At 64.3% G+C, this 14,519-nt stretch carries 11 protein-coding genes; 4 read left to right on the top strand and 7 right to left on the bottom strand.

Annotated features, from left to right (window positions below; all coding sequences use genetic code 11):
• Nucleotides 1-133: 133 nt before the first annotated feature.
• The 3 genes from ABE493_RS09720 to ABE493_RS09710 all read right to left on the bottom strand — a co-directional run bounded on the left by ABE493_RS09720 (nt 134) and on the right by ABE493_RS09710 (nt 3,649).
• Nucleotides 134-1,627 carry a vWA domain-containing protein gene (locus ABE493_RS09720; protein WP_346498726.1) on the bottom strand — a complete coding sequence of 498 codons (1,494 nt, stop codon included), beginning with the start codon at nt 1,625-1,627 and terminating at the stop codon, nt 134-136.
• Between the two features lie 253 nt (nt 1,628-1,880).
• The gene (gene zapE / locus ABE493_RS09715) at nt 1,881-2,975 is read right to left on the bottom strand and encodes a cell division protein ZapE (protein ID WP_346498725.1); all 1,095 of its coding nucleotides are present in this window, start codon (nt 2,973-2,975) and stop codon (nt 1,881-1,883) included.
• 2 nt (nt 2,976-2,977) lie between these two features.
• Nucleotides 2,978-3,649, bottom strand: coding sequence for an alpha/beta hydrolase (locus ABE493_RS09710; protein ID WP_057627047.1), 672 nt, complete (start codon nt 3,647-3,649; stop codon nt 2,978-2,980).
• Between the two features lie 62 nt (nt 3,650-3,711).
• Between ABE493_RS09710 and ABE493_RS09705 the strand changes: the two genes are divergently transcribed.
• Nucleotides 3,712-4,572 (top strand): EamA family transporter, encoded by an 861-nt coding sequence (locus ABE493_RS09705; RefSeq protein WP_346498724.1) that lies wholly within the window; start codon nt 3,712-3,714, stop codon nt 4,570-4,572.
• Nucleotides 4,573-4,718: 146 nt separating this feature from the next.
• Here ABE493_RS09705 and ABE493_RS09700 read toward each other — a convergent pair whose 3' ends face one another.
• From ABE493_RS09700 to ABE493_RS09690, 3 genes are all read right to left on the bottom strand, one after another.
• A complete protein-coding gene (locus ABE493_RS09700; RefSeq protein ID WP_346498723.1) occupies nt 4,719-6,452 on the bottom strand; it encodes an ExeM/NucH family extracellular endonuclease in 1,734 nt (577 codons plus the stop codon).
• Between the two features lie 107 nt (nt 6,453-6,559).
• Nucleotides 6,560-7,078, bottom strand: coding sequence for a c-type cytochrome (locus ABE493_RS09695; RefSeq protein ID WP_346498722.1), 519 nt, complete (start codon nt 7,076-7,078; stop codon nt 6,560-6,562).
• Between the two features lie 136 nt (nt 7,079-7,214).
• Entirely contained in the window at nt 7,215-7,832 is a 618-nt protein-coding gene (locus ABE493_RS09690; protein ID WP_346498721.1) for a TetR/AcrR family transcriptional regulator, read from the bottom strand.
• Between the two features lie 144 nt (nt 7,833-7,976).
• Here ABE493_RS09690 and ABE493_RS09685 point away from each other — a divergent pair, with 144 nt between their 5' ends.
• The 3 genes from ABE493_RS09685 (at nt 7,977) to ABE493_RS09675 (ending at nt 13,252) form a co-directional block, all read left to right on the top strand.
• Nucleotides 7,977-9,140 carry an isovaleryl-CoA dehydrogenase gene (locus tag ABE493_RS09685; RefSeq protein WP_346498720.1) on the top strand — a complete coding sequence of 388 codons (1,164 nt, stop codon included), beginning with the start codon at nt 7,977-7,979 and terminating at the stop codon, nt 9,138-9,140.
• 167 nt (nt 9,141-9,307) lie between these two features.
• Nucleotides 9,308-10,918: a carboxyl transferase domain-containing protein gene (locus ABE493_RS09680; protein WP_346498719.1), complete on the top strand. Its 1,611-nt coding sequence runs from the start codon at nt 9,308-9,310 to the stop codon at nt 10,916-10,918.
• A 363-nt stretch (nt 10,919-11,281) separates the two neighbouring features.
• Nucleotides 11,282-13,252 carry an acetyl/propionyl/methylcrotonyl-CoA carboxylase subunit alpha gene (locus tag ABE493_RS09675; RefSeq protein WP_346498718.1) on the top strand — a complete coding sequence of 657 codons (1,971 nt, stop codon included), beginning with the start codon at nt 11,282-11,284 and terminating at the stop codon, nt 13,250-13,252.
• 34 nt (nt 13,253-13,286) lie between these two features.
• On the opposite strand, the gene ABE493_RS09670 is transcribed toward ABE493_RS09675, so the two are convergent.
• The gene (locus tag ABE493_RS09670) at nt 13,287-14,462 is read right to left on the bottom strand and encodes a putative peptide maturation dehydrogenase (protein ID WP_346498717.1); all 1,176 of its coding nucleotides are present in this window, start codon (nt 14,460-14,462) and stop codon (nt 13,287-13,289) included.
• Between the last annotated feature and the right edge of the window lie 57 nt (nt 14,463-14,519).

The following is a 14,519-nucleotide window of genomic DNA, read 5'->3' as shown; positions in this document are numbered from 1 at the left end:
GCCGAGCATGGCTCGGCACTACAGGTGAGCCCTGTAGGAGCGGCGTAAGCCGCGAAGCTGACAATGCACGAACAGCCCAAAAGCCAACCCCTCCCCAGCCCTCCCCTTGGCTACGCCAAAGGGAGGGAGCACATCACCCCTTCGGCAACTGCGCCAATTCCTCGCGCACAAGCTTCACCACCAGCTTGTCCAGGGTGTCGACCGAATAGTTCTCCACCTCATGCACGGTCTCGCTACCCGGGCCGCTGGAGGGATCACGGGCGTCCTTGTAGGTGAGGAAGATGAAGCGACCGCCGGTGAACTGCGCGATCTGCCGCTGCGCTATCTCACCAGTCGTGTCCTGGCCGGATGCAGCCACGCTCAATACCTTGATGCCCTTGCCCAGTGCGGCCAGCATGGTCTGCTCATAACGCGGCTGCGGGTAATCCATGTGCGGCGGCGCGTCGGCCAGCGACACCAGCAGGCGCGTGGTCGCGCTGCCGCGCCAGTTCATTGCCTGCACCGCATGATCGAAGGCCTCGTTCATCGCTTCCGGATAGTCGCCACCGCCATTGGCCTGCACGCCATCAAGCACCTTCTGGAAGGCGCCCACGTTGTTGCTCAGGTCCCAACCGCGCACGAAGTATTCGTCGCCGCGATCACGATAGGTCACCAGCCCCAGGCAGATGTCCGGATTGGACGGCAGCTTGGCGATATCGCGCACGATTCCCTGCAGGGAATCACGCAGCTTGTCGATTTCATCGGCCATCGAACCGGTGGCATCCACCATGAACACCAGATCGAGCTTGGCCCGCGCCGGCAGCGCTGCATCGGCCACCACCACCTGCAGTGCATTCTTCTGCCCGCGCTGCAGGGCAGCGGTCACGGTCCTGCCGGCGCGACGGACCTGCACCTGGTAGTTGTCAGAATCACGGTCATCGAAGGCATTGGGATGCACCCATACCTGGCCACCGGCGTCGGTGCGCGCCCACATCCGCGCGCCATTGCGTGCGCTCACCGCCACCTCTGCATCCGGCACCGGCCGACCCTGCGCATCGACCACCTGCAGGCGCTGGCGCACGCTGACATCGCGACCGAGGGTGCGGGCTTCCTCATGACCTTGCAGGAACTGCTGGAAGGCGGCGAAGTCGGCGTTGTCATCGACCACACCGGCGGTAACCGCCACCTGCTGCTGGCGCACGGCACTGCTGCCGGAAACCGGCGCCATCGGCATTTCCGCAGCGGCGTAGCTGGCGTCGGCGGCCGCTTCGACGACGGTGGCAACAGGCGAAGGTGCAACAGGTGCCGGTGGAGAAGGTGGCGCCATCATCTTCAGCGCCCGGCTGCGGCCCTCTTTGCCCAGACGCGCCTCGCCCGCGGCGATGTTCTGCTCCTTCGGGCTGGGATCGGCAACCTCGCGCAGTACCGGCGTGTCACTGCAGACGGTGGCGCTGGGGGCCTGGAAGTTGGGTTGGGTCTGCCGCGTACGCTGTGTAGTCGGCGCCTTGAAGTCACCCGTAGTCTCCGCGACCGGGAACGGGGTATGGCGAACCGCCGCCGCCACGGGCAGGCCGAGCAACAACGTCACTGCGGTGGCCAGCGCCATGCTGCGGACTGCCGGCCGGTTTACAAGCTTCGAGCTACCCATGATTCCTGCTCCATGCGGGCCGCGTGATGCGGCGTACGCGGATAGGAACGGATGGGAATGGGCAGTGGGGTTAGTACCCCCTCCCTTGCGCAGCAGGGGAGGGTTGGGGAGGGCTTGGCTCTTGATCTTCAGGCTTTGCCTGCTTCGCGGCTTACGCCGCTCCTACATGGTTTCCCCGGTAACGCCCCTGCCGAGCATGGCTCGGCACTACATTGCTTTGCTGGTAACGCCCCTTGCCGAGCATGGCTCGGCGCTACTGGCGGTGGGCGGTGCCCAGGTACTCGGCGCTCTGCATCTCGATCAGGCGGCTGGCGGTGCGCTCGAAGGCGCCGGCCAGGCGGGTGCCGCTGTACAGCAGCGGCGGTGCGTCCTGCGCGGTGCAGACCAGGTTGACCTGGCGGTCGTACAGTTCGTCGATCAGATTGACGAAGCGACGCGCCGCGTCTTCGTTCATGCGGTCGAAATGCGGGATTCCCCCCAGCAGCACGGTCGTGAACTCGTGTGCGATCTCGATGTAATCCGACGGCCCACGCGGGCCTTCGCACAGGGCCGCAAAATCGAACCAGGCAATGCTCTTGCCGCGGCCACGCACCGGAATCTTGCGGCCTTCGATCTGGATATTGCCGCCACGTGCCTCTTCGGCGCCGCTCAACTCCTTCCAGCGCCCGGCCAACCAGGCATCGCTTTCGTCATCCAGCGGCGCGCGGTACACCGGCGAGCGGGTCAGCGCGCGCATGCGGTAGTCCTCGGTGCCTTCGGCGTACAGCTCGACGCAGTGCTTCTGCAGCAGCGCGATGGCCGGTAGGAAGCTGTCGCGTTGCAGGCCGTTGAGGTAGAGGTTTTCCACCGCGGTATTGGACGTCGTCACCAGGGTCACGCCCTCGGCGAACAGGCGTTCCAGCAGCCGTCCCAGCAACATCGCATCACCAATGTCGGTGACGAAGAACTCGTCCAGCACCAGCACGCGCAGCTTGTCGCGCCACTGCTGGGCAATCTTGGCCAAGGGATCGCTTTGCCCCTGGTGCTGGTGCAGCTGCTCGTGGATGCCGCGCATGAAGCGATGGAAGTGGGTGCGGTACTTCTGCTCGATCGGCAGGCCGTCGTAGAACAGGTCGACCAGGAAGGTCTTGCCGCGGCCTACGCCGCCCCAGAAGTACAGCCCCTTTACCGGCTCGGGCTTCTTCCAGAACGCGGACAGCCGGTCCAGCCAGCCATCCTGCGCGCTGTCGACGATGGCTAGGTGGATGCGGTCCAGTTCGGCCAGGGCCGCGTGCTGGGCAACATCATCGCGCCAATCGCCGCGGGCCACGCCGGCGGCGTAGCGCTGTGAGGGGGTCATTGCATCCATGCTCAGTTGCTGCCGTCGGGCAGCCAACGCCGCACTTCATGCTGGATGGCGCCGCGCAGGTCGATCAACTTGCGGTGGAAGAAGTGTGAGGTGTCGGGCATGCGCACCAGCTGCGGCGGATTCGGCAGCGACTCCAGCCATTGGTACACGCTGTGTGCGTCCACCACCTCGTCGGCATCGCCCTGCACCACCAACCAGTTGGCAGGCGGCTGCACTTCGGAGAAATCCCAGGTGCGGCGGCCAACCGGCGGCGCGATCGAGATCAAGGCCTGTGGCTGTAGCTGGGCGGCGGCACGCAGCGACACATAGGCGCCGAAGCTGAAACCGGCCAGCCACAACGCGGCGTCCGGGCGCTCACTGCGCACCCAGTTGACCACCGCGCGCAGATCGTCGGCTTCGCCTTCACCGTTGTCGTAGGTACCGGCCGAGGCGCCGACGCTGCGGAAGTTGAAGCGCACCGTGGTGATGCCCAGGTCGCGCAGCGCGCGCGAAACCATGGTCACCACCTTGTTGTGCATGCTGCCGCCCTCGATGGACAGCGGGTGGCAGATGACCGCGATGATGGGCCGGGCAGCGGCTTCACCATCGGGCAGGTCGACACCGACTTCCAGAGGACCGGCCGGGCCGTCCAACATCAGCGTCGCCGATTCGTGGGGGAATGGGAGAGTTTGCATGCGGCCATAATAGCGGCCCCGTCCGGCGGCTTCACGCCCGGCCTTCACAACTGCCCAATTCCATGCATTTCCTTGTCCTGAGTGTGATCTGCAGCGTTCTGGTATCGGTGCTACTGAAACTGGCGCCGCGCCAAGGCATCGACATCCCCCAGGCGGTGACCTGGAACTACCTGGCTGCCACGGTGCTGTCACTGCTGTTGTTCAATCCTTCGCTGCAATCGCTGCAGAGCGCGCATACGCCGTGGCTGGCCCTGTTTGCCCTGCCCGTGGCCTTGCCCGGCATCTTCCTGGTGCTGGCCCGCGCGGTGCGCGAGGCCGGCATCGTGCGCAGCGACGTGGCCCAGCGGCTGTCCCTGCTGTTGTCGCTGGCGGCCGCCTTCCTGCTGTTCGGCGAACAGGCCAATGGTTGGAAGCTGGGCGGCCTCGGACTTGGCCTGCTTGCCATTATTGGCGTGAGCGTGCGCAGCGGCGACCGCAAGGCCGCTGCGGGACAAGGTTGGGGCTGGCTGCTTGGGGTCTGGGCAGGTTTTGCCTTGATCGACATCCTGCTGAAGCAGGTGGCTGCGGCCGGGACGCCTTCCACTGCCGCGCTGCTGGTGAGCTTCGGCATCGCCTTCGTGCTGATGCTGGGCTGGCAGTTGCAACGACATCTCAGCGGCGGCAGCCAGCTGACCTCGACCAACCTGGTTTACGGCCTGCTGCTTGGCCTGCTCAACTTCGGCAACATCCTGTTCTACGTGCGCGCGCACCAGGCGCTGCCGGACAGCCCGGCAACGATCTTTGCCAGCATGAATATCGGTGTGGTGTGCCTGGGCGCACTGGTCGGTGTGCTGGTGTTCGGTGAGAAGACCAGCATGTGGAACCGCGTGGGCCTGGCATTGGCGGTGGTGGCGATTGGATTGATTGCGCGCGGGACGCTTTGAGGGTTTCTGCTGGTTGGGAGCAACAGCAAAGGCACCCCTCCCCCGCCCTCCCCTTGCCTGCGGCAAAGGGAGGGAGACAATCTACCCCCTCCCTTTCGCGTAGCGAAGGGGAGGGTTGGGGAGGGGTGCTCTCAAAGCTCTCAGCCTTACGGCTCAAACCCCAGCAACAACGGATCATGATCCGAGCTGCGCCACGGGCCCGGCACGTTGCGGCCCTGGTAACCCATCTCGTCGGCCTCATCGGCATTGATATGCCATTCGGCCGCGCCCTTCAGCCGCGCCGCCATGCCCGGGCTCAACAAGGCGTGATCCAGGCGGCCGGTCAGGCCGTTGTAGACATAGCTGTAAGGCTGCTGCACGCCGGCCACCTTGAACGCATCCTGCCAGCCATCGGCATTCAAAGTGCGGATCGGGTCTTCCATCGCATAGGCGTTGAAGTCACCCAGCAATACCGCGTCACGGCTGCCGCTGCCGGTGGGGTCGCCCTGCAACCAGCTGTGCAGCAGTTTGGCCGACTCGACCCGGGTCGCGTTCCAGCAGCCCTGGCCATCGTTCTGATCGGCATTGGCGCCGCTCGCTTCCGAGCAGCCCTTGGACTTGAAGTGGTTGGCCACCACCACGAACGGCGTGCCCTTGCGGCCCATGCGGAAGGCCTGCGCCAGCGGCACGCGGCTGCGTTCGCCGAACGGCTCGCGCTCCAGCACCGCCGGCTTGCCGAGCGGGCTCACTTTTGAAGCGCGGTAGATGATGCCGACGCGGATCGGATTGTCGCCAGGGCCTTGGCCAGCATCGACAAAGCGCCAGTCGCCGTCCTTGCCCTGTGCTGCATTGAGCGCACGCACCAGCTGATCGATCGCCGAACCCGGGCCGTAGCCGTCGTTCTCCAGCTCCATCAGCGCGGCCACGTCGGCATTGAGGCTGCCGATGGTGGTGATCAGCTTGGCCTGCTGTGCGGCCTGCTGCTCGGCGGTCTTGGCGCCGCGCAGGGTCGGGTAACCGCCGCCCTTGCCGTCGCCATTGAAATAGTTTTCCAGGTTGAAGGCGGCGATGCGCAGGCCGCCCGGTACGCTCGGCGCCTGCTGCGGACGTTCGGCATCCACCTGCAGTGGGGCGGTCAGCTGCAGCCGGTAGCCACCGTCGAAACGCTGGTCGACGATGCCCTGCACCTCGCGCAGCTGGGCGCCACTGCGCAGCAGCGCCTGTGCAGGCAGATAGGACACCGCGCCCGGTTCGCGCTTGCCACTGGCATCGTCCAGACGCAGGCGGCGGCGGTTGTTGTCGGCGATCACCGCAGCCTGCTCGGGGCTGCCGGCGGCAGCCACTTCGCTGGGCTGCCACAGGCGGCCACCGAAGGCCGCGGTCAGTTCGCCGTAACGTGTGAGCTGGTCCTGCCCGGCCAGGGTCAGCCCGGCAGGAATGCGCACCTGCATTCCTTCCAGCGCCTCCCAGTTCGCCGGCGCCTCGCTCAACACCAGCGGTGCCGGCAGCGGCCGCGCGGCGGCAGGTTGGATGCTCTGTGCCTGCAGCGTGGTCAGGCTCTGCTCGCTCTTGCCGGCGGCCTGCTCCTCAACGGTACCGGTGATGCGCAGCCATTGCCCCAGCTGAAGCGCCTGTTCCTTGGGCACGCGCACGAACACGGCATCGGAGGTGTTGACGTCGCCATCACCGGCGTCCTGCACGAAGATGCCACCCAGGCCATCGCGCATGTCGGCGGTTACTGCGCCCTCGATGGTGACGGTCTTGCCCGCGTAGGGGCTGCGCTCGGTGGCGCCCTGTACGTTGCCGATCGGCAGCACGACGGACTTGGAAGGGGCGGCCAGCGCCGCGCCGGAACAGGCGGCAGCCAAGGCCAGGGCAAGCAGGGTACGGGTACAACGCATGGACGCACTCCGGGGAAGACGGAAACAGAAGCGCCGCCCTGCTCGGGCGGCGCTGGCTATTCTGCAGCAATCGGGTCTGTTGCCAGCTGCGTGAGTCTGGCGGCTTTCTATTTCAGATTGGCCAGCATCCAATCCACGGTGGCGTGGATCTGCTCCTCGCTGAGCCCGGCATTGCCACCCTTGGGCGGCATGATGCCGCCGTCCGGGCCGGTATAGCCCTCGATGGCGTGCTTGTAGAGGGTGTCCTTGCCCTGCGCCAGACGCTTGTCCCAGTGACTGTGGTCCAGCGTGGGCGCATTGCCGACGCCATTGGTGTGGCAGGCGGTGCACAGGTTGTCGAAGATGGTCTTGCCGTCCAGGGTGCCGCCGTAGGCACCGCTGGCCGCGGCTGCAGCGGCGGCCGCAGCGGAAGCGGCGGCCTGCGCGGAGGCACCGGTGGCACCGGCGTATACCGCACCGATCGGCGCGATGCGCTGCTCGATGCGTTTGGTCGCGGTCGGCGAGACTTCCTTGGGAATGGCGTGCTGCAGGTAGGACGCGAAGATGATCAAGCCAATCGTGATGACGGCCAGGATGGCGATCACGATGGAAAAGCGCTTCAGAAACTCAAGGTCGTAATTCCGCACGTCTCATCACCCCGGGCGAGTTGTCGGTGGACCAGCAGCTGCTGGGCGAGTATAGACCAGCGTCTGCCCGCCCCCGCAATGCCCATCAACATGCTCGTATCTGCGGCATCGCAACATCCGACGCCGCTGCAGGCACTCAGCGCGGCAGCGTGGCACCTGCTGCGCGCAGGCACAGTGCGCTGATCGCAGTGACCAGGTGTTCGCCATCGCGCAGGCCATCACGGCTGGGCGCAGTAGGGCCGACCAACGCTTCGGTGAAGGCACCGACGATGCACGCTGCGCTGATGTCCAGATCCTGCGCCGGCAGTTCGCCTGCGCGCACGCCGTCTTCGAGAATGCGCTTGAACACATCGCCGAACAGACGCCGGCAACGGATGCGCTCGGCTTCCACTTCCGGGTCCACCGGCTCGGCGATGAAGGCATAGGCCAGCCCGGGGCCGGCCATGGCGCGCCGCACGAACGAGGCCACCGCCCGCTGCAGGCGCTGCGGTGCCGGCAGAGGCTCGCCGGCGATGGCGGCCAGGATCTCCAGCTCGTGTTCCACGGCGAAGGTCAGCACCTCCACGAACAGCTCGGCCTTGGACGGGAAATGCCGGTAGATCAGGCCGGTGGACACTCCCGCCTCGGCCGCCACCGCGGTGATTGGCGCATTGCGGTAGCCGCCCGCAGCGACCAGCCGGCGGGCCGCGACCAGGATCCGCTCGCGGTTGCCCGCCAGCCGTTTTTCCATCAATTCCGAGCGCTTGTAAGCCATTTGTTGATTCTATGTTCAATTTTTGAATTTGTATTCACTTTTTACCCGGGAGCCGCTAGGCTGCGGGCAAACGCCCGTGCCGACGGCCTGCCCGTCCCCCCAACCCGGTGCGCCCCTTATCGCCAAGCAGTACCGGAGCCAGCCATGCACGTCCCTACCCTGTCCTTTGACCTGGGCGAAGAAATCGACATGCTGCGCGAGAGCGTGGCGCAGTTTGCAGCCGCGCACATCGCGCCGCTCGCTGCCGAAGCCGACGCCAGCAATCACTTTCCCAACCAGCTCTGGCGCCTGCTCGGCGAACAAGGCCTGCTGGGCATGACCGTGGAAGAAGAATACGGCGGCAGCGGCATGGGTTACCTGGCGCACGTGGTGGCGATGGAGGAAATCTCGCGCGCCTCCGGCGGCATCGGCCTGTCTTATGGTGCGCACTCCAACCTCTGCCTCAACCAGCTGCGCAAGAATGCCAGCGAGGCGCAGAAGCACAAATACCTGCCCAAGCTGTGCAGCGGCGAACACGTCGGTGCGCTGGCGATGAGCGAACCGGGCGCCGGTTCGGACGTGGTGTCGATGAAGCTGCGCGCCGACCTGCGCGGCGATCACTACGTGCTCAACGGCAACAAGATGTGGATCACCAATGGTCCCGATGCCGACGTGCTGATCGTCTACGCCAAGACCGACCCGGACGCCGGCTCGCGCGGCATCACCGCCTTCATCATCGAAAAGGGCATGAAGGGGTTGTCCACCGCGCAGAAGCTGGACAAGCTCGGCATGCGTTCGTCCAACACCTGCGAGCTGGTGTTCCAGGATTGCGAAGTGCCGGCCGAGAACGTGCTGGGCAGCGTGGGTGGCGGGGTCAAGGTGCTGATGTCCGGGCTGGACTTCGAGCGCGTGGTGTTGTCCGGTGGCCCGCTGGGTTTGATGTCGGCGGCGCTGGATGTGGTGCTGCCCTATGTGCATGAGCGCAAGCAGTTTGGCGAAGCGATCGGCACGTTCCAGCTGATCCAGGCCAAGCTGGCCGATATGTACGTGGGCCTCAATGCCTGCCGCGCCTATGTATATGCGGTAGCCAAGGCCTGCGACCAGGGCCGCACCACGCGCCAGGACGCCGCCGGTGCCATCCTTTATTCGGCCGAGAAGGCGACCTGGGCGGCGGGTGAAGCCATCCAGATCCTTGGCGGCAATGGTTACATCAACGAATACCCGGCCGGCCGTTTGTGGCGCGATGCCAAGCTGTATGAAATTGGCGCGGGCACGTCGGAAATCCGCCGCATGCTGATCGGGCGGGAGTTGTTCCAGAAGACCGCGTAAAAGCGCTTGAGCCCCTCTCCCTCCGGGAGAGGGGTTGGGGTGAGGGTCGGCGGCCAAGCCACTGCAGGACCAGATATTTGCAGGCTGCGTGCCTACCCTCATCCGCCCCTCCGGGGCACCTTCTCCCAAAGTGAGAAGGGAAGATAAAAACCCAGGACCTGGCCACCATGACCGTACTCACCTCCCAGCTGCAACCCGGCAGTGACAGCTTCGAAGCCAACCGCGCCGCGATGCAGGTGCAGGTCGATGACCTGCGCGCCACGCTGGAGAGCACCGCGCGCGGCGGCAGCGATGCGGCGCGGGCCAAGCACACCGCGCGCGGCAAGCTGCTGGTGCGCGAGCGCATCGATGCCCTGCTCGATCCCGGCAGCGCATTCCTGGAAGTCGCACCGCTGGCCGCCCACGGCATGTACGCCGATCCTGTCCCCGGTGCAGGCATGGTTGCCGGTATTGGTCGCGTGTCCGGGGTGGAATGCCTGATCGTCGCCAACGATGCCACGGTCAAGGGCGGCACCTACTATCCGGTCACGGTGAAAAAACATCTGCGCGCGCAGGAAATCGCCCAGCAGAACCGCCTGCCCTGCATCTATCTGGTCGACTCCGGCGGCGCTTTCCTGCCGTTGCAGGACGAAGTCTTCCCCGACCGCGATCATTTCGGCCGCATCTTCTACAACCAGGCCAATCTGTCGGCGCAGGGCATCCCGCAGATCGCCTGCGTGATGGGCAGCTGCACGGCAGGCGGCGCCTATGTGCCGGCGATGAGCGATGAAACCGTCATCGTCAAGGAACAGGGCACCATCTTCCTCGGCGGCCCGCCGCTGGTGAAGGCAGCGACCGGTGAAGTGGTCAGCGCCGAAGAACTGGGCGGCGCCGATGTGCATACGCGCATCTCCGGCGTGGCCGACCACATGGCCGACAACGACCTGCAGGCGCTGGCACGGGTGCGCGCCATCATCGCCAATTTGAACTGGCGCAAGCCGGATGCAGGTGTCGCGCTGCAGGCCAGCGAGGCGCCTTTGTTCGATGCACAGGAACTGTACGGTGTAATTCCAAGTGATACGCGCAAGCCCTACGACGTGCGTGAGGTGATTGCGCGCATCGTCGATGGTTCGCGCCTGGACGAGTTCAAGCCGCGTTACGGCAACACCCTGGTCACCGGCTTTGCGCATGTGCACGGTCACCCGGTCGGCATCATCGCCAACAACGGCATCCTGTTCTCGGAGTCGGCGCTCAAGGGCGCGCACTTCATCGAGCTGTGCTGCCAGCGCAACATCCCGCTGTTGTTCCTGCAGAACATCACCGGCTTCATGGTCGGCCGCAAGTATGAGCACGGCGGTATCGCCAAGGACGGTGCAAAGCTCGTCATGGCGGTGGCCAATGCGCGGGTGCCGAAGTACACGGTGGTGATCGGCGGTTCGTTCGGTGCCGGCAACTACGGTATGTGCGGGCGGGCCTATTCGCCGCACTTCCTGTGGATGTGGCCGAACGCGCGCATCGGCGTGATGGGCGGTGAGCAGGCGGCCAGTGTGTTGGCCACGGTCAAGCGCGATGGTATCGAGGCCAAGGGTGGTGGGTGGTCGGCCGAGGAAGAGGATGCGTTCAAGCAGCCTATCCGTGATCAGTTCGAGCAGCAGGGGCATCCGTATTACGCGAGTGCGCGGTTGTGGGATGACGGGGTGATTGATCCGGCGGATACGCGGCGGGTGCTTGGGCTGGCGTTGGCTGCCAGTCTGAATGCGCCTGTGCAGGACACGCGTTTTGGTGTGTTTCGGATGTGACTTTCATGGGGTCATTTCTCGATACCACATCAAGAGCAAGAGCTTTCACTCCCCTTTGGGGAGCGAGTTACTTTTCTTTGCTTGTGCAAAGAAAAGCTAACCAAAAGAAAGCGCACCCTGCCTCCGCGCCCAGCACGCTGCGCGTGCCGGGTCCACTCCACCGGTGGGATTTTTCGACACGACATCCTTGTCGTGGCGAAAAACGACGTGCATCCATGCACGTCGCCCTTCGGGTATTCCCCACCGGTTCCGTCGCTGCGGAAGGGGCCCGTAAAGCAAATTCCAGAGCAAGAGCAGTAACAACAGCAACGGCGAAAGCCCTCGGCTCCTCCCCTGCCCGCGCGGCACATCGTGGATAAAACAATGTTCAACAAGATCCTGATCGCCAATCGCGGTGAAATCGCCTGCCGCGTTATTGCTACTTGCCGTCGTATGGGCATCGCTACCGTTGCGGTGTATTCGGATGCCGACCGCAATGCGCGACATGTGCGTCTGGCTGACGAAGCTATCCATATCGGTGCCGCGCCGGCTGCCGAGAGCTACCTGCGCGCCGAGGTCATTCTCGATGCGGCGCGTCGCAGCGGTGCGCAGGCTATCCATCCGGGTTATGGGTTTCTTTCCGAGAACGCTGGCTTCGCGCGTGCCTGTGACGCTACCGGTATCGTCTTCATCGGGCCGCCGGCCAGCGCCATCGATGCGATGGGCGACAAGAGTTCGGCCAAGGCACTGATGCAGACCGCCAACGTGCCGCTGACGCCTGGGTATCACGGTGAGCGGCAGGAGCCGGAGTTCCTGCGGGCGCAGGCCGATGCGATTGGCTATCCGGTGCTGATCAAGGCCAGCGCCGGTGGCGGTGGCAAGGGCATGCGCAAGGTCGAGGCCAGTGCTGATTTCGAGGCTGCGCTGGCCAGCTGTCAGCGCGAGGCGCAGGCCTCGTTCGGCAATGCGCATGTGCTGGTGGAAAAGTACGTCGAGCGGCCGCGTCATATCGAGATCCAGGTGTTCGGCGACAGCCACGGTGACGTGGTCTATCTGTTTGAACGCGACTGCTCGGTGCAGCGGCGTCACCAGAAAGTGCTGGAAGAAGCACCCGCGCCTGGCATGACCGCTGAACGCCGCGCTGCGATGGGCAAGGCCGCTACCGATGCAGCGCGTGCGGTTGGCTACGTTGGCGCAGGCACGGTGGAATTCATCGCAGGCCCGGATGGCGATTTCTATTTCATGGAAATGAACACCCGTCTGCAGGTCGAGCACCCGGTCACTGAGCTGATCACCGGCACCGATCTGGTTGAATGGCAGCTGCGCGTGGCCGCTGGCCAGCCAATGCCAAAGACTCAGGAACAGCTGCAGATCCACGGCCATGCGATCGAAGCGCGCCTGTATGCCGAAGACGCCGATCGCGGCTTTCTGCCCTCGACTGGCACGCTGCGTCACCTGCGACTGCCGCAGCCCAGCGCCAATGTGCGCGTGGATGCAGGTGTTGAACAAGGCGACGCAATTACTCCGTACTACGATCCGATGATCGCCAAGCTGATCGTCTGGGACGTGGACCGCAACAGCGCCCTGCAGCGCATGCAGCTGGCACTAGCACAGTGCCAGGTGGTCGGCGTGACCACCAATGCAGCTTTCCTGCGCCGGCTGGTACTGACCGATTCTTTCCGCACCGCCAACCTCGATACCGCCTTGATCGAGCGCGAGCGTGAAGCGCTGGATATCCACCATGTCGCTGCCAGCGACGAGGACTGGGCACTGGCCGCCGTGCTGGCCGTCAGCAGCGAGCAGCCACGCAATAACGACACTTCACCTTGGGCCATTGCCGACAGCTGGCGCCTCACCGGCCCCGCGGCACGCTCGGTGACCCTGGAGCATCTGGAACAACGCAAGCAGCTGCGGGTCCGCGACAGCGCCAATGGCTGGCAAGTGCAGGTCGGCGATACCTCGATCGCTGTGACAGGGAAAGCTGGCAGTGCTGGCTACGCCCTGCAGCTTGGTCAGGGTCTGCAGCGCGGCCAGGCAATCCGCGAAGGCAATACGCTGTATGTGTTCGGCAGCGACCAGCAACAGCGCTTCAACATCCACGACCCGGTCGCCGAAGCCGACAACAGCAACGATCACGGTGGCAGCCTGTTGGCACCGATGCCCGGCCGCGTCGTCACCCTGCTTGTGCAGCCGGGCAGCACGGTCAGCCGCGGCACGCCGCTGCTGGTAATGGAAGCAATGAAGATGGAGCACACCCTGCAAGCGCCGGCCGACGGCACCGTGCATGGTTTCCGCGCAAAGGCCGGAGATCAGGTTGCCGATGGCGCGGTGCTGGTGGATTTCGAGGCGGGCTGATTGCCATCATCGACGCCTCCGGATCATGGTCGGCTCAGCTCTGTGTTGCCGACCACACCGCTCTGCCCGGATCGAATTCGGTGATCGTCATCTCCTCGGCACGGTAACCAAAGCCGCATACGGCGATCACCCCCTTTTCCAAGGGATCAAGCCCGAACATTGTTTCAATCTGCTTTTCGTTGATTGCAGCTGTCACGAAGGCCCCCATGCCCTTATCGGTAGCGGATAGATAAAGGGTCTGTGAAAGGTGGCCGCTATCCAGGATCAAAGCCCTATAGGCCTTGGCATGGTTCCGGTACTTCCAGAAGCTCCTGCGATAGGTCGCCACCAGTGCCACCATCACAGGCGCATTGGAGAACCAATGCTGGCCCGCCACCATCTGACCTGCCAACGTCTCAACCTGATCAGAGCAGCCCTCAATACGGGACAACGCGTGGGCCTCTGGCAGGTAGCGATAGAGACCCGGTTCCAGACCCGCCACGCGCTGTATTAGAAGATAAGCATCCGTTGCATGGAATCCACCTCCGGAAGGACTACTGCGCTTAAGAAACCGCAGCCCTTGAACGGGTTCCTTGACATGGGTAGCTGCGAATACTCTTTCCATCATCCGCGCAAACACAGCATGCTCCAACGCCCGCACGGAGAAGTTACGACACGTCACTCTTCGACGCAGAAGGTCATCGAACGCATCGGACTCGCATCGAGGCAGGAAAGTATCCGCCGAACTTTCAGGCTCCGGCATGGGAGCCTCCCGCGTCTTCATCAGTCCGGCAACGGTATTCGTCCCATTGCGCTCCATGTCAGCCGCACTGTCCACATCCGACCAGCGGCCAAGCCCTGCACTTGCAGCAGCCAAAGGCCACCAATCGGCCGCGCGAACGCGTTCGTCGTCCAGGCGGAAGTGCTCCAAACCAGGAATATCCTCTGCAGCAATCACTAATCCTTTCTGTATCAATGCATGGACTTGCTCGTAGGTGCCCCCGCAGTCACCCCAAGGCACCCAACGCGAGGGGCTGAGTTTTCCCAGCATGATGACCATCCCCTCGTCGATGCCAACCATCCCGTTCTCCAGATGGGGGGCAATAGCCTGCCATGCGCTGTGACGAACCAAACCGTCTCCACCTGAGAAAACAGCTCCCAGACTGAACCTGACAGTCTCATTTGGCTCAAGGAAAAGAACCGAACAACGACGAATATTCATAACTTTCATATTCAAATTGCCAAGATACTGCCGATACTGTGGAGAGCCTGGATCTTCAGCCACCCA

The organism is Stenotrophomonas terrae, assembly GCF_039674165.1.
Classification (GTDB): Bacteria; Pseudomonadota; Gammaproteobacteria; order Xanthomonadales; family Xanthomonadaceae; genus Stenotrophomonas; species Stenotrophomonas terrae_A.
This window is presented reverse-complemented; position numbering and strand designations above follow the sequence as displayed.

Coding starts and splice junctions, on each gene's coding strand:
- ABE493_RS09680 (WP_346498719.1), top strand. CDS start 9,308: ATGACCGTACTCACCTCCCAGCTGCAACCCGGCAGTGACAGCTTCGAA.
- ABE493_RS09690 (WP_346498721.1), bottom strand. CDS start 7,832: ATGGCTTACAAGCGCTCGGAATTGATGGAAAAACGGCTGGCGGGCAAC.
- ABE493_RS09710 (WP_057627047.1), bottom strand. CDS start 3,649: ATGCAAACTCTCCCATTCCCCCACGAATCGGCGACGCTGATGTTGGAC.
- zapE (WP_346498725.1), bottom strand. CDS start 2,975: ATGGATGCAATGACCCCCTCACAGCGCTACGCCGCCGGCGTGGCCCGC.
- ABE493_RS09700 (WP_346498723.1), bottom strand. CDS start 6,452: ATGCGTTGTACCCGTACCCTGCTTGCCCTGGCCTTGGCTGCCGCCTGT.
- ABE493_RS09685 (WP_346498720.1), top strand. CDS start 7,977: ATGCACGTCCCTACCCTGTCCTTTGACCTGGGCGAAGAAATCGACATG.
- ABE493_RS09675 (WP_346498718.1), top strand. CDS start 11,282: ATGTTCAACAAGATCCTGATCGCCAATCGCGGTGAAATCGCCTGCCGC.
- ABE493_RS09670 (WP_346498717.1), bottom strand. CDS start 14,462: ATGAAAGTTATGAATATTCGTCGTTGTTCGGTTCTTTTCCTTGAGCCA.
- ABE493_RS09720 (WP_346498726.1), bottom strand. CDS start 1,627: ATGGGTAGCTCGAAGCTTGTAAACCGGCCGGCAGTCCGCAGCATGGCG.
- ABE493_RS09705 (WP_346498724.1), top strand. CDS start 3,712: ATGCATTTCCTTGTCCTGAGTGTGATCTGCAGCGTTCTGGTATCGGTG.